This is a genomic window from Bifidobacterium rousetti, assembly GCF_008698235.1.
In the GTDB taxonomy this organism is placed as follows: Bacteria; Actinomycetota; Actinomycetes; order Actinomycetales; family Bifidobacteriaceae; genus Bifidobacterium; species Bifidobacterium rousetti.
In genome coordinates, this window is sequence record NZ_PEBH01000002.1 from 1 (window position 1) to 19,477 (window position 19,477).

Sequence of the window (19,477 nt, forward strand, 5' to 3'; positions counted from 1 at the left end):
TATAGGGACCAGCCTTCGCCCCCTCCCCCGCCTCGGCGTCGACGTCGTCCATCAGGCGTTCGGCCTGGGCCTCGGTGAGCACGGTGGGCAGGGTCCGTGGGATCTTCGGGGTCATCAGCATGGCCGCGGGATCCGTGGGGATCATCTCGTGGTCATACGCCCACGAGAAGAAGGAGCGGACCGCGACGGTCTTGCGGGCCATGCTGGAACGGGCGTGGGTGCGCGACTCGGACGCCATCCAGCCACGCAGGTCGTCGATCGTGATCTCACGCAGGTCCTCCACGCCGCGCGCGGCGAGCGTGTCGAGGCATCCGGCCACGTCGGCCAGGTACGCCTTGAGCGTATTGGCGCTCAGTCCTTTGTTCGCCTTGAGGAACGTACGGTATGCGTCCAGCAGTCCGTCAAAGGCCATATCACTCCCCTTCGCTTGGGACCGGGCGTCAGAACCCGGTCAGTTAGACTATAACCGTTCGGACAACAGGGGTTGTTGGCTGAGGAGGGCGTAAGGAATCATGGCACGGCATGCGGCGAAATCGACGGCGAAATCGACGAGGAAAGTCAGGAAGACATCGCGCAGGGTCCCGAGGACGGCCTCCGGCTCCGGCGCGCTCCGGCCCGCATCCGACACCACGCCGATGGCTGCGGGGTCCGGAACCGGCGACGGCATCGTGGCACGCGCGATCGACCTGACGAAGACGTACGGCGAGCGCGACTCGCAGGTCGTGGCGCTCGACCATGTCAGCGTCGGGTTCGCGCGCGGCGAGATGACGGCGATCATGGGCCCGTCCGGTTCGGGCAAGTCGACGCTGATGCACTGCATGGCGGGGCTCGACCAGCCGACGTCGGGCAAGGTGGTCGTCGAGGGGCTTGAGGTGTCGTCGATGAACCAGCGTCAGTTGACGAAGCTGAGGCGTGAGCAGATCGGTTTCATCTTCCAGTCGTTCAATCTGGTGCCGACGCTCACGGCCGAGGAGAACATCCTGCTGCCGTTGCAGATCGCGAAGCGTCCGATCGACCGCGCGTGGTTCAACAAGGTCGTCGACGTGGTCGGCCTGCGCCCGAGGCTCACGCACCGGCCGAGCCAGCTGTCCGGCGGCCAGCAGCAGCGCGTCGCGTGCGCCCGCGCGATCATGGCCCGTCCGGCGGTGATCTTCGCCGACGAGCCGACCGGCAACCTCGACTCGCGTTCCAGCAGGGAAGTGCTGGGCTTCCTCAAGGACTCCGTGCGCGAATACGGGCAGACCATCGTGATGGTCACGCACGACCCGCGCGCCGCCTCGTACGCGGATCGCGTGCTCGTGCTCGCCGACGGGCGCATCACCCGCGATCTCAAACACCCCAGCTATGAGGAGATCCTCGACGTGTTCGCCACGGAGGGCGACGAGGACGCGGAAGTCGCCACACACGTCGCCGCGGACGTCGTGGAGGGCCGCGCATGATCCGGATCGGCCTGCGCGACGCACGCGCGCATTTCCCCCGTTTCCTGATGTCGATCATCGCGATCGCGCTGGGCGTGTCCTTCGTGGTCGGCTCGTTCTGCTTCCGCGAGATGATGAACGATCAGGTCGACCAGATGATGGGGTCGAACACCGACCACGACGTGTACGTGCGCGGCACGGTGGAGAAGAAGGACGATGCCTCCTCGGCGGAGGGTTCGAGCTCGTCGTCGTCCGACGCATCCGCCGGCTCGTCGCTCAAAACCTACAACGACATCGACGACTCCCTGGTCGACGACGTCGCCGCGGTGGACGGCGTGAAGACCGCCGAGGTCACGTATTCGGTGTCGGGCTCGCTGGTGCTGGTCAGGAAGGACGGCAACGCGGTGTCCACGATGGGCTCTCCGACGATGGGCATCGGGCTGGCGAAGGGCACATGGCGTTCCGCGCATCTGACCGAGGGCCGTTGGGCGGGGAACGACGGCGAGATCGCCCTGCACGCGTTCGCCGCCGAGACGGCCGGACTCAAGGTCGGCGACACGACGAAGCTCGTCTACCCGTCGGGGCCGAAGGACGTGAAGGTCGTCGGCGTGTTCGACACGGATTCCTCGCAGGCGGGCGCGATCATCATCGGACTCGCGCCCGATGTGGCGAAATCCCTGTATCAGGAGAAGACCGGCGAGATCGGCACCACGCAGTACATCGGCGTGTACGGTTCGGCGAACGGCGGCGCGCCGCTGAGCGACGAACAGCAGCGGGAGCTCGCGAAACGCATCGACAAGGCGCTGCCCGCCGGCTCCAAGGCGACGGCCGTGACCGGCGACCAGCTGCGCGACGAGTATTCGCAGGCCATCAAGGACCAGCTCGGCTTCATCCAGCCGCTGATCCTGATCTTCGCGGTGATCGCCCTGTTCGTCGGCTCGTTCATCATCGCGAACACGTTCTCGATGATCGTGCGCGAGTCAATGCGCGGCTACGCGCTGCTGCGCTCGGTGGGCGCCTCCCCCGCGCAGGTGTTCTCCACGGTGATCGTGCAGGCGCTGCTGTTGGGCGTGGTCGGCTCGGCGGCCGGCATCGGGCTCGGCTGGGGCATGGTGAAACTGATCGTCGCCGGCATGGCGCGTATGGGCACGCCGATGAGCGGCGTGGCCACCCCGAGCGTCACCGACATGCTCGCCGGGCTCGTAGTGGGTCTGCTGGTGACGCTCGTCGGCGCCGCCCTGCCGGCCCGCCGTGCCGCGATGGCCCCGCCGATCCAGGCGATGAACGAGACCGTGAATCCGGAGAGGCCGGTGTGGCCGCGTGGCGTGGCGGGACTGGTGATGATCGCACTGGGCGTCATCTCGTGGGTGTTCTGCGTGGCGATCGCCGCGGCCGGCGACGACGGCGACCCGACCCCGGTCGCGTTCCTCAACGATCTGGCCTCGCGCTACGGGACCGGCTGGCCGCTCGGCATCGGCGCCGGGCTCATCGTCATCGGCGTGATCGTGCTCGCCCCGGCGCTGGTCGGCCCGGTGGGCGCGGTGCTCGGCTGGATACCCTCGCATGTCTTCCCCGTGACCGGGCGTCTCGCCACGCGCAATCTGGCGCGGCAGAAGCGCCGCACGGCGAACACGGCGGCGGCCCTGTTTGTGGGCGTCGCGATCGTCAGCTGTCTCGGCGTGGTCGCCTCATCGGCGAAGGCGTCAGTCGCGGGCATCGTCGACACAGGACTGAAGTCCGATTTCACCGCAATGTCCGCGTCGTCGGGGCGCATCCCGGACGACGCGGTCACAGCGATCGAGAAGGTCAAGGGCGTGAACTCGGTGTCGAGGAGCCGCATGCTCATGGGCGTCACCTACGGCAGCGGGGACGACAAGGCGCAGGCGATGACGTTCGCCGAACAGCCGTCGCTATTCGCGAAGGTGTTCGCGCCCGTCACCAACTCGGGCGACGCGGATCGGGCGCTGCGCGACGGCGAACTCGTCGTCGGCCTCACCGTGGCGCAGGACAACGGCTGGAAGGTCGGCGACACGGTCCGGGTCAACGGCAGGCAGGTCGTGGTCGACGAGGAGGCGACCGCCAAGGCGCAGGCGGAGTATCAGGCGCAGGTCCAGCAGCAGGTCGCCGGATTGCAGGCCGAGGCGCGGCGTCTGCTCGCCGCGGGCGACCGCGCGGGCGCGCAGGCCAAGTCGGCCGAGGCGCAGCAGGCCGCCGCGGACGCGCAGCACGTCGACCCGTCGACGCTCGTCAAAACGAAGACCGAGGAAACGCACCGCGATGTCAAGGTCGGGGCGATCATCGAAAACTCCGTCTACCGTTCGATGGTGCTCGTGAACGACTCGCTAGCCGAGAAGCTCGCCAACGACTACACGATGTTCACGATCATGCTGTTCATCAACGCCGACCCCGGCGCGGACGTGGCCGCGGTCAAGGAGCGGCTCGTCAAGGCGGTCAAGCCGTTCTACGTGATCACCGTGCAGGACCGCGACGAGTTCAAGTCGTCGATGAGCTCGATGGTCGACCAGATCCTCATCATCCTGTACGCGCTGCTCGCCCTGTCGATCGTGATCGCCGTGTTCGGCATCGTGAACACGCTCGCGTTGAGCGTGTCGGAGCGCACGAGGGAGATCGGCCTGCTACGGGCGATCGGCACGTCGCGCGGTCAGGTGCGCGGCATGCTCGCGATCGAGGCGTCGCTGATCGCCGTGCTCGGCACGCTGCTGGGGCTCGTCGTCGGCGTCGGCGCGGGCGCGGTCATCCAACGGGTGTACCAGTCCAACGGCCTGGAACGGCTCGCGGTGCCGTGGGACCAGCTGGGCGTGTTCCTCGCGCTGTCGATCGTCGTAGGCGTCATCGCCGCCTTGCCGCCGGCCCGCCGCGCGCTGAAGGTCCCCGTCCTCGACGCCGTCGCCACCGACTGACCGACTGACGAGGCATTGCGCAGGAGACACGGCCCGATGGCGTCGACGGTGTACGTGCCGAGTACCGCCGGCTGGACGTTCCTGCGCGCATATGCGGCGTAGGTCCCCTACCGCATGGTGTATACAGAACTATTCTTGACTAGGAATAGTTCTGTATACAATAGTGATATGGCCATTAGAACAAATCACACGTTGCTTACACGGCGGGAAGCAGCCCGCAGGCTCGGAGTGAGCGAGCGGCGAGTCAGCGCGCTTTGCGCTGTCGGCCGGCTCGAATCGTTCTCCGCGGGAAGCGGCACACTGGTCACAGAGGATTCCGTGCGACGCCAAGCACAGTGGCGAGGTGCGGACGGACGCCCGTATTCGCCGGACATGGCGTTCGCCGCATTGTACGTGCTCAGCGGGCTCGAAACGCCGTGGCTGGGCCGGCAGCAGCGGTACCGACTCAAGGGGTACTTGAGGCAGGCGGATGCGGAAAATCTGACCCGTCTTGTCCGGAGGCGTGCGACGATGGTCGAATACTGGTGCAGGGACTCCAATCTTGCAAAGGTCGCTGGTCTCATTCGCCCTTCCGCAGCCACCGGAGCGTTGGCGGATTCGTTCCAGCTGACCGTCACGGATGTGGTGGAAGGCTATGTCACCGTCGACGATTTGGATGATGTCGTCCGGCAATGCCGCCTGAAGCAAGGCGTAACGCCCATCCGAGCGCGACTCCACGTCACCCGCAATCTTCCCGTCGGAGAAGGGCCGATGCCTCTCGGCGTCTGCGCGGCCGACCTGACCGAATCCAACGATCCGAGGGAACGCCGCGCCGGACTGGAAACCCTCCAACAGCTGATCGACGACTACCACCGCAAGGAGCATCAGCAATGATCCCAACAATCCACATACCTAACACGGGCCACCCATGGAGCACCGTGTACGCGGTCGCCGCAGCCGACATCCCGGAATCATGGCTACTGACGGGCGGGCTCATGGTCCAACTGCACGCCATCACGGGAGGATTGACCGCACGCCCCACCACCGACGCCGACCTGCTCGCCGACCTCATGACCGACCGACGCGGCATCGCCAGACTGCGCAGCATCCTTGCCACTCGCGGGTTCGAGACGCAACCGGGCACGCTGACCGGATACACAACCCGAATGAGCACGCCAAACGGCGACGTCGTGGATCTGCTGGTCGCCGACCATCTGCCCAAGTTCCTCGGTGCCGATCACGCCGGCTACGGCGACCGTCATCTCTACGACGCCGCCATGCTCGCATCGCTCATTCCGGATCCTGATACCGAACTCACACGCCTGCACAGCGGCACCGACCGTAAACGTATCAGACTCCTGCATGACAAGCTCACCGAGGACTCCCCGTACTGGAATAACCTCGACGAATCACACCGTCAAGACGGACTGGACACCATCGAGACACTTGCCACATGGTAATTGTTGTCGGCAATTCCATTTTTCCGTGAAGTCGGCCGATGGTGTCAACGTTCTTAACCGTTCGATTATCATGCACTGCGATTCTTGTTCCTGGACAGGAAAATCCTTACGGAATAGATGATTTCCACGAGTATGGAGGCTGCCAACAGGATGGAGACCAAAGGCATATAGGAGATATAGAAATCCCTCATATCAATATCCGCTTTCGCCGAATACGCGACATCGCAATATGCCAGCATTGCGAAAGCGGCGGAGACGATCGAGACGAGCACAGGCGGAACGAACACGTGCGCGGGAATCCGCTGAGATCGGTGCCGATCAAGATGACGCAGATAATGCATGTTACATCCGATCATTGAGCAATAGAGAAGCAGCGTCCACATCGGAGCCAACTCGATGGTGTTGAATACGGTCATTTCACTCCTGTCTTGTTCGCGGGCCGAGCAAAGTGCAGCTAGACACGTTTCACCGCTTTGCGCAGCAGCCATGCGCTTGCCGCGGCGATGGCGACGCCTACCGGGATCACATAGGCGGCGAATCCCACCCCGTTCAACATCCATGTGGTCGGTATGGCGGCGTACAGGATCGGCGCGTCCTCGAACATGCCGGAGCTGACTGTAAGACCGGCGATAATGAAGAAACCGACGATGCCCCAAGCGGCAACGGGATCGATCCAGAGCCGTAACACGAAGCACGCCGGAGCAAGAGCGGCGGCGGTGAATGCAAGCATCAGAACGGTATGCGACGAAAGCGGCCGCCCATTGACGACGAATCCGATGGCAAATCCATACAACAGGGTCAGACAGACGTTGACCGTGACACCGAACGCCAGCGACTTCAAGGTAAAACGAAGCAGAAGCTGGTCGTGGATGCTGAAGGAACGATACGAGCAGGGCACCCTCGCATGGGAGAAAACAAGGCCTGCAGAGGCTATGGGAAGCGCCATCACCATCGCAGTCTGCGCCACCGCACCCGTGTTCCCGTAACGCAGAAAGAGCAGCGGAAGAAACAGGACGGCCATGAAGGCGAGCGTCGGCCAGCGGATCAACGCCACGTATCCAATACGCAATAAGGATTTCATTTTTTCGCTCCTTTGCAATGGAACCAGCTCAACAGAACATGGGCAGCCAAGAGCGCCACAATCGGGACGACAACCATCACGGGACCGACGGGTGGCCGGCTCACCGCTTCCGCCGGCGACATCACGGTGCCGTTCAGGTTCAATCCGACGAGCCGCAAGGCATTCGCAACGTAGGGCGTCGCATAATCGGGAAGATCGCCCGGCAACAGGATCCACACATAGAAGAGGATGCCCGAGACGACTCCGGCGGCCGTGGGATTGGCGGCGATCTCGATGATCGAGTAGACCAGCGCGATCAGCAGGCTTTGCAATACGACGAAGCACAGGACCGTGGCCAGGTGCGGGTGCATTGCGGCGCCCGTCAGGATCATGATGGCGTCGAAGCCCAAGACGCCCAATAGGTTCACGGCGATCAGGACCAGCGCCCGGAATACGGTTCTGAGCGAGCATGGCTTCCATGCGAAATACATCCGTGGGGGCAAGCCTCCGTAGTGCGCTTTCGCGACCCTGGCATCGCACATAAAGAGCAGCGCGAGACAGATCAGTGGCTGGGTGCCGGTGAAGAAGAAGCTGTACCCTCCGGTGATCGGGGTTCCGTTCGCCTCGCTTGAAATCCACGAGCCCATCAGGAGGGACGCTACGGCCCCGAGCAACGCGGCGAGGAAATACCACGCGCTCCAGTAATACATGACCAGCGCGCGGACAGGGTAAACGGCTCTCACGACTCGACCTCCCGTGATCTCTCGTGATACAGGTCCGCGATGTTCACCCCGGTCAGATCCGGGATCTGCACGGCCCGGCCATGGCGGATCACAATGCATTCGTCCGGGACCCCCTGGATCTCGTGGAGCAGATGCGTGGAAATCACTACGCAGTTTCCCGCATCCCGATAGGCGCGCAGCGTTGCGGTCAAGGAGATCATGCCGTCGGCGTCCAGACCGTTCTGCGGCTCGTCGAGGAACAGGAACCTTGGGTGCGACAGCATGGCAAGGCACAGCTCCAGACGCTCCTTCATGCCCGTCGAGTAGTCCTTCGCCTTCCGCCCATGCGCCGCGCGGGCGATGCCCACACCGTTCAACGCCGACTCCGGGTCCACGTCCAGTCCCCAGAACGCCGAGGCCACCTGGACGTTCTGCCTGCCACTCAGGTAGGGGAAGTAGCTCGGATGGTCTATCGCCGCGGCCATCTCATCGATACTCGTCCGCGTGTACGTGACGCTCCCGCCCACGGGCCTGATCCGCCCGAGCAGCGTCTTCATCAACGTGGTCTTGCCCGCACCGTTCGGCCCGAGCAGACAGATGATCCTGCCTGTCTTCAACTGCAGGTTGATGTCGTTGACGATCGGGGAACCCTTATACCCGATCGAGAGATTCGTCGCCGATATCGCTGGCATGGTCCGCCCTCCACATAACTCTGGATTGACGTGAACCGGTTGTGTTCACGGTACGGGATTGTGTCACCGATGAGAATCCGCGGCCATCATTCGTGGGAATGAAAGCCGTATCAACGGGCGAGACGAGATTCAGCCCTACGGACGATGGTGTCCGTTGCGTCTCCCGTCCGCTCCGTCCGCCTATCTCAGGGAATTCAGCGTGAAGCACGTGGGGAATCGTGTCGAGTCCCCCGGGCTCGTGGGATTCAGCGCGATTGTGGATGGTTTCGTCGTTGAGTCCCGCGACTTGAACGCCAGCCCCGCAACCGCCTGTCGGTCGTGAAATGGAAATCATTGGAATTCCGCCGTTTTGCGGCGGCGCTGACAGGTCGTCTCTGGTCCGATGCCGGTGTGGGAGGGCTTTGCTGCGGGACTCAGCGTGAGAATCGCGGGGAATCGCATTGTTTCCCCCGGACTTGCGGGATTCAGGTGCGGAATCGGCTTTGGCTGCGCTGAATCCCTGCAGGCCGTGGTTTCCTCAAGACCGACCCAACGCTCCCGGCGTGGCGTCCGGGACGAGGTACAGTTAGAGAGAAGTGATGACAGGCGGACGCGGTGGTCCGCCGCCGGTTCGTCCATCGATCCATACGGGTCTATGTGGGAGGAATATATGGCATTGCCGCAGTCGATTCCGAACGGCGCACGCATCGTCGTGCGCGTCATCGAGGGCGTGGATCCGGACGACGGGCGCACGAAGTTCCGCGATTACGTGGGGCATGTGCTCTCGTGGGACGGTCGCACGCTCGAGCTGTCGCGGGACGCGGCCGCGAACGGCTCGCGCCCGAAACAGCATGTGATGATCGAGGCCGACACCATTGCCACGCTGAAGCCGGTGCCGGAACGCCCCAAGCCGCGGCCGTAACGGCCGCCTCGTTGCGGCTCCCCTTGTCAGGGGAGCTGGACCGCGAAGCGGGACTGAGGGGTAGTCCGGTGCGGAATACAGGAACAACCGGTATCACAGGGCGGAACGCAGCTGGACGCGAACCGTGCGCGGGCCCGCGAGCGCGATGATGTGCTCGCCGCGCCTAGCCGAGGCCAGCAGATCCGTCTGCCAGTGTTCCGGGGTGAAGTCGACGAGCCGTTCCTCGTAGGCGAGCTCGCCGGAAGTGCCATCCGTGCCACCCCCCTGCGACGCGATGGCGCGCTGTCGCGCCTTGTAGTCGCGGAACGGCTGGCCTTCGGCGAAGAAACGCTGCATCGCGGCCACCTGCGGATCGGACGCCACCTCCGACGCGGCGGCGGTCCGTTCGTCGCGCAACAGGTCCGCGACGGCGTTCAGGCGCGCGGCCATGTCGCGCAGCAGCCCTTCGACATTGGCCGCGTCCTCCTCGACCATCGCGCGCGTGCGGTCGGGGTCGGTCAGGGCGACGCGGGTCATGTCGCGCCAGCTGCCGGCGGCGAGCGCGGCGGCGATGTTGCGGTTCGGGTCGGCGGTGAGTTCGTTGATGAGGGCCGTGGCGACGACGTGCGGCATGTGGCTGATCATCGCGGCGGCCTTGTCGTGCGTGTCGTCGTCGAGGACGATCACGCGGTTGCCGACGCCGTCGACGATGAGCCGTGCGACGGTGAGGAACCGATCGAACTCGGTGTCGGACGTGACGGTGATCGCCCACAAGGCGTCGTCGTAGAGGGCCGGGTCGGCGGCCGTCCAGCCGGACAGCTCGTTGCCGGCCATCGGGTGCGCGCCGACGTAGCGGTTCCCCAGTCCGGCGGCCTCGACCTGATCGCGCACCATGCCTTTGACGCTGCCCACGTCCGTGAGGATGATGTCCGGCGCGGCGTCGAGCAAGGGCTTGAGCTCGGCGAGGATCGCGGGCATGGCCTTGAGCGGGTTGCACAGGACGATGACGTCCGGTTCGGTTTCAACGAGCGCGGTGAGCGTCGGCACGCAGTGGATGCCGGCCCGTTCGGCCTCGGCGTACGGGTGCGGTCGGTGGTTCCACGCGACGACCTTCACGCCGCGATCGACGAGTCGGCGGGCGAGGGAGCCGCCGATCAGGCCCATGCCGACGATGCCGACGGTCATCGAGATCTCTCCCCCGGTCAGCTTCGCTGACAGCCCCCTCGTCAGAGGGGGCCGAACATCTGCACGATTGCTCGTGCCTGTTTCGTTCTTCTCTACCACAGCAGTTCCCTTTCCACGGCGGCGGCCGTCTGCCAGTCGCGTTCGATGCGCATCGCGTCGAGATGTACGCCGCCCTGAGGCAGCATCCACGCGTCGACCGGCGGGTTGGGACGCTCGCGCCTCGGATAGACGGCGAGGGTCTTGAGCCAGATGCCGTGCGTGGCGAGCGTGTCGAGCACCTCGCGGAAGCGCGGCTCCCACGGGGCGGCGTCAAGCGTGTCGATGAAGCTGTAGGTGCCGTCGTGGCCCTTGATCGGCCGGGACATGAAGCTGGTCATGTTGAGGCCCGCGTCGCGCAGGATGTCGAGCACGTTGGCGACGACGCCCGGTCCGGTGACGAGCGGGATGAACGTGATGATGGTCTCGAATTCGCCGACGCCGTGCGCGCGGAACGTCGCGGACAGGTCACGCACGTCGTCACGGCGGGCGAGGACGAGGAATTCGGTGCGTGCGCCGTCGAAGTCCTGCACGCGCTCGGCGAGCGTGTCGAGACCGTACAGGTCGCCGCAGATGCGCGGGCCGAACGCGACGCGCCCCGGCTTCAGGTCGCGGCATGCGGCGGCGTTGGAGGAGGCGGGCACGGCCTTGAGCCGGTGTTCGGCGATGAACCGCTTGCACTGGGCGAGCCCGTGCGGATGGGCGGAGACGACGACGGGCTCGCCTCCCCCTTGTCCGCTCAGCGGGTCGTCACCCGCCACGGCGAACGCGTCGAAGGCGACGTCGACGCCGACGCGCGCGAATCCGGCGAGGTCAGTCGCGTCGATCAGGGCGTCGAGGTTCGGCACCACGTACCCCTCGACGTTGTTCTCCCACGCGATGACGCCCCAGCCGCGTCCTGACTGGACGGCGTCGATGATCGCGGGGACGTCGGGCAACGCGGTCAGCGTGAACCCGGAAGCGCCGCCGCCCGCGGCATCGACGCCGGACTCGGCATCAGCGTCTTCGACGTACGGGCGCAGCTGGTCGGCGGCCTCCATCGCCGCCTGATGGGTGAAGGTGCCTTCCGGCCCCAGATAGAACAGTTCCTTGCGTGCCATAGGCTCCTACTGTAGCGGGAGGAGCGGCGATCGGAGCGCAGTCACACGCATATGGTGGACGCCGGGCGGGAAACACCACGGTTCAGTCGGCCTTGCGCGGCGGGATCGCGAACCAGCGGGCGGGAAGGACGAGCAGGACGACCTGCAGCACGATCACGCCGTAGAGCCAGATGTAGCCGACGTGCTGGCTCATGAACGGCACGGCGGCGGAGAAGCCGGCGACGGTGAGCGCGTCGCCGCCGGGGCCGCCGACGATCGCCAAACCCCACGCGACGGCCGACGAGACGGTCAGGTGCAGGCCGATGCCGACCGCCCCCTGACGCGCACGCGCGCAGTAGGTGGAGAGTCCCACGATGAGCAGGGCCAGCACGAGGCCGTAGGGGATGTTCATCGACGCGCCCATGCGGTGCGCGAACGTGCCGACGAACGCCGACCCGACGCCGGTGGCCATTGTGACCAGCGATCGGCCGACGGGGCCGAACCGGTGCGACCACGGCATCAGGGACGGGTCATTATGGCGTTGCGGTTGCTGCTTCATACCGGATCACTGTACCCGCCGCCCCGCCGAACCGGTGTCACGAGACGCCACGGGCGTTCTCTTCCCCCCGTCGGCTTCGCCGGCAGCCCCTTTCGCGACGAATGTGACGAAGACGACATTTTTCGTTTTCCCGCGTTCGCGGAGCCTCGTTGAACCCCTGACGCACCTACTGTTCACTGGATTCCCGAACACTACATGTAGTGGCGACACGCTCGACATGCCACAGGGGTAGTGTTTCCGATCAAATCACATGGATGTAATCTGGTTCCCCAGCGAGCGCGCGTGACCTCCTCACGGTTCGCGCCCCAGCCAATACAACAGCCATACACCAAACCAGCTACGGGATTCGATCGGACCCCGCATCCACTGAGCCTCAAGACAAGGAACAGCCATGACCGTCACCGTGTTCACCAAGCCCCGTTGCCCGCAGTGCGACGCCACCAAGCGTCAGCTCACCAAGCTCGGCGTGCCCTTCGACACCGTGGACCTGTCCGAGAACCCGTCCACTTTGGAGCAGCTGCAGGCCGCCGGCTTCCGTCAGGCGCCGGTCGTCATCACCCCGGACAACTCGTGGACCGGCTACCGTCCGGACCTGATCAGGGAGCTCGCGAAGGCGCAGGCCGCCGAGGCCGCGGCCAACGTCACCGCCTCCGCCGAGGCGACCGTCAACGCCTGATCGCGGGGCCGACCGTTCGATGCCGTTCACCTCGAAGATCACACCGAAGATCAGCACCAGCGCCGCCGGCACGCGCGGCGAGGCCGACGCGTACGCCGCAGACGGACCGACCGGGCGCACCGGGCGCACCGGCCGCACCACAGCGCCGAAGAGCGCGCCGGTCGCGATGCACGCCGACCCGACGCCCGCGAGCGACGACACCGCCTCCAGCACGCCGGAAGCGGCGGCCGACACCGCGGATGGCGGCGGCAAGGCCATCGGCGCGCTGGTGTACTTCTCCTCCGCCTCCGAGAACACGTCGCGGTTCGTCGCCTCATGCCATCTGCCCGAGCTCGGGATCAACGTCTACCGCATCCCCCTGAAGCCCGGCCAGCCGCCGCTCAGGGTGCGTGAGCCGTACCTGCTCATGGTGCCAACCTACGGCGGCGGCGACGCGGCCAAGGCCGTGCCCGTGCAGGTCAAGAAGTTCCTCAACAACGCGGCGAACCGCGCGTGGATCCGCGGCGTGATCGCCTCGGGCAACACGAACTTCGGTTCCGCGTACGCCGCCGCCGGCGACATCATCGCCGCGAAATGCCGCGTGCCCTACCTGTACCGCTTCGAGCTGATGGGCACCCGCGAGGACACGCGCAAGGTGCGCGAGGGCATCGTTCGCTTCTTCCGCGGGGCGTGACCCCGGCGGCGCACCGGCATACCGCCGGCACACAGCCTGCAGACCACCGACATTATCGACATCATCGACAACACCGACCGATCGACCAACAGGACCAATCACCCCATGACCACCACCTACGATCCCTCCACCGACTACCACGCGCTCAACGCGATGCTCAACCTCTACGACGAGCACGGCCTCATCCAGTTCGGCAAGGACAAGGAGGCGGAGCGCGCGTACGTCGCCTCCGAGATCGAGCCGAACACGATGCGCTTCGACTCCACCGCAGCCCGTCTCGACTACCTCATCGGCCACCAGTACTACGAGGGCGACGTGTTCGCCCGTTACTCCCCCGAGTTCCTCGACTCGTTCTACGAGCGCGCCGCCTCCAGCGGCTTCGAGTTCGAGACGTTCCTCGGCGCGTTCAAGTTCTTCCGCTCCTATGCGTTGAAGTCGTTCGACGGCAAGACGTACCTCGAGGACTTCCCACAGCGCTGCGCCGCCGTGGCGCTCGACCTCGCCGCCGGCGACGAGCACGCCGCCGTGCGCTACCTCGACGAAATGCTCTCCGGCCGCTTCCAGCCGGCCACGCCGACGTTCCTCAACCTCGGCAAAGCGCAGCGCGGCGAGCCGGTCAGCTGCTTCCTCGTGCGCATCGAGGACAACATGGAGTCGATCTCCCGCGGCATCAACGCGGCCCTGCAGCTGTCCAAGCGCGGCGGCGGCGTGGCGCTGCTGCTGTCGAACCTCAGGGAGCTTGGCGCGCCGATCAAGCACATCGAGAACCAGTCCAGCGGCGTCGTGCCGGTCATGAAGCTCCTGGAGGACTCGTTCTCCTACGCGAACCAGCTCGGCGCGCGACAGGGCGCCGGCGCCGTGTACCTGAACGCCCATCACCCGGACATCATGCGCTTCCTCGACACCAAGCGCGAGAACGCCGACGAGAAGATCCGCATCAAGTCGCTCGCCCTCGGCGTCGTCGTCCCGGACATCACGTTCGAACTGGCCAAGCGCAAGGAGCAGATGGCCCTGTTCAGCCCGTACGACGTCGAACGCGTCTACGGCAAGCCGTTCGCCGACATCTCCGTGAGCGAGCACTACGACGAGATGGTCGCCGACGATCGCATCAGCAAGACGTACATCGACGCGCGTAAGTTCTTCACGACGCTCGCCGAACTCCAGTTCGAATCCGGCTACCCGTACATCGTGTTCGAGGACACCGTCAACCGCGCCAACCCGATCGACGGGCGCGTGACCATGTCGAACCTGTGCTCGGAGATCCTGCAGGTGCAGGAACCGAGCGCGTACGCGGAGGACCTCTCCTACACGCATGTGGGCCGCGACGTGTCCTGCAACCTCGGTTCGCTCAACATCGCCAAGGCGATGGACGGCGGCCTCGCCGACACGGTCGAGACGGCGATCCACGCGCTTACCGCGGTGGCCGAGCACACGAGCATCGACGCGGTGCCGTCGATCCGCCGCGCCAACGAGGAGGGCCACGCGATCGGCCTCGGCCAGATGAACCTGCACGGCTTCCTCGCGCGCGAGGGCATCATGTACGGCTCCGACGAGGCGCTCGACTTCACCGACATGTACTTCATGACCGTCGCCTACCACGCCTACAAGGCCTCGCACGATCTGGCCGTCCGCCACGGCAAGGCGTTCGTCGGCTTCGAGCGCTCCGACTACGCCAAGCCCGCCGGAGCGGGCAACTACTTCGACAAGTACACCGACGGACGCCGTTCGATCGAACCGCGCACCGCACGCGTGCGCGAGCTGTTCGCGCGATTCGGCGTCGCGATCCCGACCGTCGCCGACTGGGAGGCGCTACGCGATGAGATCCTCGCCGACGGCATCTACAACCAGAACCTGCAGGCCGTGCCGCCGACCGGATCGATCTCGTACATCAACCACTCCACGTCGTCGATCCACCCTATCGCCTCGAAGATCGAGATCCGCAAGGAAGGCAAGATCGGCCGCATGTACTACCCCGCGCCGTACATGACGAACGACAACCTCGAGTATTTCAAGGACGCCTACGAGATCGGATGGCAGGCGATCGTCGACACATACGCCGAGGCCACGCAGCACGTCGACCAGGGCCTGTCGCTGACGCTGTTCTTCCCCGACACCGCCACCACTCGCGACGTGAACAAGGCGCAGATCTACGCCTGGCGCAAGGGCATCAAGACCCTCTACTACATCCGCATCCGCCAGCAGGCCCTCGAAGGCACCGAAGTGGCCGGCTGCGTGTCGTGCATGCTGTGAGTGCTTAACCGTTGACCGTGGGTGGTGGGGTGTGCGATACCCGACACACTCAAGGCCGTTCGGCCAAGCCTACGGTCGTGCATCGCACACCCCACCACCCACTCCGTTGGTCTCACCACGCACGAAACGTAGGAGGAACAGCGAACGAGCAGCCGGTCGTGGAACGCAATTCGCGACCATGAAGACTTGGCCAGAGCGGCCCGGAGCGTGTCACGAAATGCGTTCCACGACCGGTTGCGGACGACACGAAAGAGGTCCACATGTCACCGATGATCTATCGCATGATCCTGCGTCTGACGGCGCCAGAGGAGTATGCGGACAAGTACGATACACGCGATAACGACAACGCAAACGAGTAACGAGTAAACACAGGAAACGAGGAAGAATATGGCACCGATCTCCGTACCGCGCAAACCGCTCAAGCTCATCGACCGCGTCAGCGCGATCAACTGGAACCGTCTCGAGGACGACAAGGACCTCGAGGTGTGGGACCGTCTGACCGGCAACTTCTGGCTGCCGGAGAAGGTCCCGGTCTCGAACGACATCCCCAGCTGGCAGTCGATGAGCGAGGAGGAGCACACGCTCACGATGCGCGTGTTCACCGGGCTCACGCTGTTGGACACGATCCAGGGCACGGTCGGCGCGGTCTCGCTGATCCCCGACGCGCTCACCCCGCACGAGGAGGCCGTGTACACGAACATCGCGTTCATGGAGTCCGTGCACGCGAAGAGCTACTCGTCGATCTTCTCGACGCTGTGCTCCACCGAGCAGATCGACGCCGCGTTCTCGTGGAGCGAGGAGAACGAGTTCCTGCAGAAGAAGGCGCAGATCGTCCTCGACTACTATGAGGGCGACAGCCCCCTGAAGCGCAAGGTCGCCTCCACGCTGCTGGAGTCGTTCCTGTTCTACTCGGGCTTCTACCTGCCGATGTACTTCTCGAGCCACGCGAAGCTGACGAACACGGCCGACGTGATCCGCCTCATCATCCGCGACGAGGCCGTGCACGGCTACTACATCGGCTACAAGTACCAGCGCGGGCTCGAGCAGGTGAGCGACCAGAAGCGCGAGGAGATGCGCGAGTACACGTACGACCTGCTCAACGAGCTGTACGACAACGAGGTGGAGTACACCGAGTCGCTGTACGCGAGCGTCGGACTCGTCGAGGACGTGGAGAAGTTCCTGCGCTACAACGGCAACAAGGCGCTGATGAACCTCGGCTACCCGGCCCTGTTCCCGGCTGAGATCTGCGACGTGAACCCGGCGATCATCGCGTCCCTCTCCCCCAACGCCGACGAGAACCACGACTTCTTCTCCGGCTCCGGCTCCTCCTACGTGATGGGCAAGGCCGAGGAGACCGACGACGAGGACTGGGACTTCTGAATCGGTGACGTTCCCGCGCCGGACATCCGGCACCCCCGAATCAGCCCCCGCATCGGACGCATCGGACGTTCGGATGCGGGGGCGTGTCACAACGTGGTTCCTGGCGTCTTTTCGATACGTTGTGACGATTTCCGTTGTCACAACTCACCCGAATCATCGTGAATCGCACGTTGTGACAAGAACGCCGGACCGACGTCGTAAGACGACGGGGAGACGACGGGGAGCTGGTCGGCGGAAAGCTTGGAATTCCGCCATTCCGTCGATTCCCTTTGCCACGCGATCCCACGCGCCGCCAACGATCCGTGTCACGACGCGCGAAAATCGCCGGGAATTGCGCGTTGTGACAGCTTTTCCTGTCACAACGTACCGGGATCGGCGTGGATCTGCACGTTGTGACAATCACCGGAAACCACCGGAATCACACCAGAATCACCAGAAACCATAAAAGGCTTTCCAAGGATCCGTGATGGATCTTTGGAAAGCCTTTTTAGATTTGACCGACGGTCACTTGCCCTGGGCGGCGGCCTCCTGAGCGGCGTTCTGGCGGCGCTGCTTGGCGCGCCACTTGTACCAGTCCTCGCGGCCGAGGATGATCTTGCGCACGCGGACGGACTCCGGGGTGACCTCGACGCACTCGTCCTCGTTCGCGAAGTCGAGGGACTCCTCGAGGCTCATCTTGATCGGCGGGGTGAGGGTCTCGAGCACGTCGGCGGTGGAGGAGCGCATGTTGGTCATGTGCTTGGCCAGCGTGATGTTGACGTCCAGCTCGTCGGGCTTGTTGTTGACGCCGACGACCTGGCCCTCGTAGACCGGGGACTGCGGCTCGACGAAGAAGTTGCCGCGGGCCTGCAGGCGCTGCATGGCGTACGGGGTGGCGACGCCCTTGCGGTCGGAGACCATGGAACCGTTCTGGCGGGTGACGATCTGGCCCGCCCACGGCGCGTAGCCGGCGGAGATGGAGGCGGCGATGCCGGTGCCGCGCGTGGCGGACAGCAGCGCGGTGCGGAAGCCGATCAGGCCGCGGGACGGCACGGTGAACTGCAGGCGCACCCAGCCGGAGCCGTGGTTGGACATGGAGTCCATGCGGCCCTTGCGGTCGGCCATGAGCTGGGTCACGGTGCCCATGTACTCCTCGGGCACGTCGATTGTGGTGTTCTCCATCGGCTCGTTGACCACGCCGTCGATCTTCTTGGTGACGACCTGCGGACGGCCGACGGTCAGCTCGTAGCCCTCACGGCGCATCTCCTCGGCGAGGACGGCCAGCGCCAGCTCGCCGCGGCCCTGCACCTCCCAGGCGTCCGGACGGTCGGTGGGCAGCACCTTGATGGACACGTTGCCGATGAGCTCGCGGTCGAGGCGGTCCTTGATCATACGGGCGGTGAGCTTGTGGTCCTTGCCCTCGGTGCCGGCCAGCGGGGAGTCGTTGACGCCGAAGGTCATGGAGATGGCCGGGTCGTCGACGTGGATGAGCGGCAGCGGCTTCGGGTCGTTCGGGTCGACGATGGTCTCGCCGATCATGATGTCGTTGACGCCGGCGACGGCGACGATGTCGCCCGGGCCCGCGGATTCGACGGAGATGCGCTCGAGGCCCTGCGTGCGCAGCAGCTCGGTGACGCGGAAGTTCTCGATGGTGCCGTTGACACGGCTCAGGCCGTAGTTCTTGCCCTTCTCCAGCGTGCCGTTGTAGATGCGCACGAGGCCGAGTCGGCCGAGGAAGTCGGAGGAGTCGATGTTGGCGACGTGCGCCTGCAGCGGGGCGCCCTCCTCGTACTCCGGGGCGGGGATGTACTTGATGATGTCCTCGAACAGCGGCTCGAGGTTGTCGTTGTCCGGCAGGGCGCCGTCGGCCGGCTGGTTGACGGACGCGTAGCCCGCCTTGGCGGCGCAGTAGACGACCGGCAGCTCGAGCAGGTGGTCGAGATCGAGGTCGACGCCCTCCTCGACGACGTCCTGGGCGAGGCCCAGTAGCAGGTCGGTGGACTCGGAGACGACCTCGGAGATGCGGGCGTCCGGACGGTCGACCTTGTTCACGCACAGGATGACCGGCAGCTTGGCCTCGAGGGCCTTGCGCAGCACGAAGCGGGTCTGCGGCAGCGGGCCCTCGGAGGCGTCGACGAGCAGGACGACGCCGTCGACCATGGAGATGCCGCGCTCGACCTCGCCGCCGAAGTCGGCGTGGCCGGGGGTGTCGATGATGTTGAGGGTGATGCCCTCCGGGTGACCGTACTTGGCCGCGAGCGGGCCGGTGTACTCCACGGCCGTGTTCTTGGCGAGGATGGTGATGCCCTTCTCACGCTCGAGATCGTTGGAGTCCATCACTCGGTCCGGCACTTCCTCACGCTCGGAAAAGACGTGGGACTGCTGAAGCATCGCGTTCACCAGCGTGGTCTTGCCGTGGTCGACGTGAGCCACAATCGCCACATTACGGATATCACCGCGAACCGCCATCGAAACCTCTCTTAGTACTTACTGTTGTGTTGATTCGTCGCGTAACCCTCCGACGCCGT

General features: G+C 65.1%; 18 protein-coding genes. 9 read left to right on the top strand and 9 right to left on the bottom strand.

The annotated features are described in order from the left end of the window. The coding region (locus CSQ85_RS02540) for a site-specific integrase (protein ID WP_190972865.1) at nt 1-412 on the bottom strand (412 nt) is incomplete at its 3' end. A gap of 223 nt (nt 413-635) precedes the next feature. Between CSQ85_RS02540 and CSQ85_RS02545 the strand changes: the two genes are divergently transcribed. The 4 genes from CSQ85_RS02545 (at nt 636) to CSQ85_RS02560 (ending at nt 5,778) form a co-directional block, all read left to right on the top strand. Further along, entirely contained in the window at nt 636-1,439 is an 804-nt protein-coding gene (locus CSQ85_RS02545) for an ABC transporter ATP-binding protein (protein WP_150383009.1), read from the top strand. Beyond that, nucleotides 1,436-4,339, top strand: coding sequence for an ABC transporter permease (locus CSQ85_RS02550; RefSeq protein WP_150382750.1), 2,904 nt, complete (start codon nt 1,436-1,438; stop codon nt 4,337-4,339). Before CSQ85_RS02545 ends, CSQ85_RS02550 begins: the two co-directional genes overlap by 4 nt. Nucleotides 4,340-4,507: 168 nt before the next feature. After that, the gene (locus tag CSQ85_RS13335; protein WP_223846787.1) at nt 4,508-5,212 is read left to right on the top strand and encodes a helix-turn-helix domain-containing protein; all 705 of its coding nucleotides are present in this window, start codon (nt 4,508-4,510) and stop codon (nt 5,210-5,212) included. Continuing rightward, complete coding sequence (locus CSQ85_RS02560; protein ID WP_150382751.1) at nt 5,209-5,778, top strand: hypothetical protein; 570 nt, start codon at nt 5,209-5,211, stop codon at nt 5,776-5,778. Before CSQ85_RS13335 ends, CSQ85_RS02560 begins: the two co-directional genes overlap by 4 nt. A 68-nt stretch (nt 5,779-5,846) precedes the next feature. Here the strand turns inward: CSQ85_RS02560 and CSQ85_RS02565 are convergent, their stop codons facing one another. The 4 genes from CSQ85_RS02565 to CSQ85_RS02580 are packed head-to-tail and all read right to left on the bottom strand — an operon-like array spanning nt 5,847 to nt 8,252. Then, nucleotides 5,847-6,194, bottom strand: a complete 348-nt coding sequence (locus CSQ85_RS02565) for a hypothetical protein (RefSeq protein ID WP_150382752.1) — start codon at nt 6,192-6,194, stop codon at nt 5,847-5,849. A gap of 38 nt (nt 6,195-6,232) precedes the next feature. Then, complete coding sequence (locus CSQ85_RS02570) at nt 6,233-6,859, bottom strand: cytochrome C oxidase subunit IV (RefSeq protein WP_150382753.1); 627 nt, start codon at nt 6,857-6,859, stop codon at nt 6,233-6,235. After that, on the bottom strand, nt 6,856-7,581 hold the full coding sequence (locus CSQ85_RS02575) for a hypothetical protein (RefSeq protein WP_150382754.1): 726 nt from the start codon (nt 7,579-7,581) through the stop codon (nt 6,856-6,858). Before CSQ85_RS02575 ends, CSQ85_RS02570 begins: the two co-directional genes overlap by 4 nt. Further along, a complete protein-coding gene (locus CSQ85_RS02580; protein WP_150382755.1) occupies nt 7,578-8,252 on the bottom strand; it encodes an ATP-binding cassette domain-containing protein in 675 nt (224 codons plus the stop codon). Before CSQ85_RS02580 ends, CSQ85_RS02575 begins: the two co-directional genes overlap by 4 nt. Before the next feature lie 649 nt (nt 8,253-8,901). Here CSQ85_RS02580 and CSQ85_RS02585 point away from each other — a divergent pair. Then, entirely contained in the window at nt 8,902-9,153 is a 252-nt protein-coding gene (locus CSQ85_RS02585; RefSeq protein ID WP_150382756.1) for a DUF6725 family protein, read from the top strand. Nucleotides 9,154-9,246: 93 nt separating this feature from the next. Here CSQ85_RS02585 and CSQ85_RS02590 read toward each other — a convergent pair whose 3' ends face one another. The 3 genes from CSQ85_RS02590 to CSQ85_RS02600 all read right to left on the bottom strand — a co-directional run bounded on the left by CSQ85_RS02590 (nt 9,247) and on the right by CSQ85_RS02600 (nt 11,991). Next, the gene (locus CSQ85_RS02590; protein ID WP_150382757.1) at nt 9,247-10,317 is read right to left on the bottom strand and encodes a prephenate dehydrogenase; all 1,071 of its coding nucleotides are present in this window, start codon (nt 10,315-10,317) and stop codon (nt 9,247-9,249) included. Nucleotides 10,318-10,409: 92 nt separating this feature from the next. After that, nucleotides 10,410-11,453 (bottom strand): prephenate dehydratase, encoded by a 1,044-nt coding sequence (locus tag CSQ85_RS02595; protein ID WP_150382758.1) that lies wholly within the window; start codon nt 11,451-11,453, stop codon nt 10,410-10,412. A gap of 82 nt (nt 11,454-11,535) precedes the next feature. Then, nucleotides 11,536-11,991, bottom strand: a complete 456-nt coding sequence (locus tag CSQ85_RS02600) for an alcohol dehydrogenase (RefSeq protein ID WP_150382759.1) — start codon at nt 11,989-11,991, stop codon at nt 11,536-11,538. 391 nt (nt 11,992-12,382) lie between these two features. On the opposite strand from CSQ85_RS02600, the gene CSQ85_RS02605 reads away from it, so the two are divergent. The 4 genes from CSQ85_RS02605 (at nt 12,383) to nrdF (ending at nt 16,970) form a co-directional block, all read left to right on the top strand. Next, on the top strand, nt 12,383-12,667 hold the full coding sequence (locus tag CSQ85_RS02605) for a glutaredoxin family protein (protein ID WP_107040984.1): 285 nt from the start codon (nt 12,383-12,385) through the stop codon (nt 12,665-12,667). 166 nt (nt 12,668-12,833) lie between these two features. Continuing rightward, nucleotides 12,834-13,340, top strand: a complete 507-nt coding sequence (nrdI, locus tag CSQ85_RS02610; RefSeq protein WP_150383011.1) for a class Ib ribonucleoside-diphosphate reductase assembly flavoprotein NrdI — start codon at nt 12,834-12,836, stop codon at nt 13,338-13,340. A 105-nt stretch (nt 13,341-13,445) separates the two neighbouring features. Further along, a complete protein-coding gene (nrdE, locus tag CSQ85_RS02615; protein ID WP_150382760.1) occupies nt 13,446-15,590 on the top strand; it encodes a class 1b ribonucleoside-diphosphate reductase subunit alpha in 2,145 nt (714 codons plus the stop codon). A gap of 387 nt (nt 15,591-15,977) precedes the next feature. Then, nucleotides 15,978-16,970 (top strand): class 1b ribonucleoside-diphosphate reductase subunit beta, encoded by a 993-nt coding sequence (nrdF, locus tag CSQ85_RS02620; protein ID WP_150382761.1) that lies wholly within the window; start codon nt 15,978-15,980, stop codon nt 16,968-16,970. Nucleotides 16,971-17,474: 504 nt separating this feature from the next. Here the strand turns inward: nrdF and typA are convergent. Then, on the bottom strand, nt 17,475-19,418 hold the full coding sequence (gene typA, locus CSQ85_RS02625; RefSeq protein ID WP_150382762.1) for a translational GTPase TypA: 1,944 nt from the start codon (nt 19,416-19,418) through the stop codon (nt 17,475-17,477). Nucleotides 19,419-19,477: the final 59 nt, after the last annotated feature.

Coding starts and splice junctions, on each gene's coding strand:
- CSQ85_RS02545 (WP_150383009.1), top strand. CDS start 636: ATGGCTGCGGGGTCCGGAACCGGCGACGGCATCGTGGCACGCGCGATC.
- CSQ85_RS02550 (WP_150382750.1), top strand. CDS start 1,436: ATGATCCGGATCGGCCTGCGCGACGCACGCGCGCATTTCCCCCGTTTC.
- CSQ85_RS13335 (WP_223846787.1), top strand. CDS start 4,508: ATGGCCATTAGAACAAATCACACGTTGCTTACACGGCGGGAAGCAGCC.
- CSQ85_RS02560 (WP_150382751.1), top strand. CDS start 5,209: ATGATCCCAACAATCCACATACCTAACACGGGCCACCCATGGAGCACC.
- CSQ85_RS02565 (WP_150382752.1), bottom strand. CDS start 6,194: ATGACCGTATTCAACACCATCGAGTTGGCTCCGATGTGGACGCTGCTT.
- CSQ85_RS02570 (WP_150382753.1), bottom strand. CDS start 6,859: ATGAAATCCTTATTGCGTATTGGATACGTGGCGTTGATCCGCTGGCCG.
- CSQ85_RS02580 (WP_150382755.1), bottom strand. CDS start 8,252: ATGCCAGCGATATCGGCGACGAATCTCTCGATCGGGTATAAGGGTTCC.
- CSQ85_RS02585 (WP_150382756.1), top strand. CDS start 8,902: ATGGCATTGCCGCAGTCGATTCCGAACGGCGCACGCATCGTCGTGCGC.
- CSQ85_RS02590 (WP_150382757.1), bottom strand. CDS start 10,317: ATGACCGTCGGCATCGTCGGCATGGGCCTGATCGGCGGCTCCCTCGCC.
- CSQ85_RS02595 (WP_150382758.1), bottom strand. CDS start 11,453: ATGGCACGCAAGGAACTGTTCTATCTGGGGCCGGAAGGCACCTTCACC.
- CSQ85_RS02600 (WP_150382759.1), bottom strand. CDS start 11,991: ATGAAGCAGCAACCGCAACGCCATAATGACCCGTCCCTGATGCCGTGG.
- CSQ85_RS02605 (WP_107040984.1), top strand. CDS start 12,383: ATGACCGTCACCGTGTTCACCAAGCCCCGTTGCCCGCAGTGCGACGCC.
- nrdI (WP_150383011.1), top strand. CDS start 12,834: ATGCACGCCGACCCGACGCCCGCGAGCGACGACACCGCCTCCAGCACG.
- nrdE (WP_150382760.1), top strand. CDS start 13,446: ATGACCACCACCTACGATCCCTCCACCGACTACCACGCGCTCAACGCG.
- nrdF (WP_150382761.1), top strand. CDS start 15,978: ATGGCACCGATCTCCGTACCGCGCAAACCGCTCAAGCTCATCGACCGC.
- typA (WP_150382762.1), bottom strand. CDS start 19,418: ATGGCGGTTCGCGGTGATATCCGTAATGTGGCGATTGTGGCTCACGTC.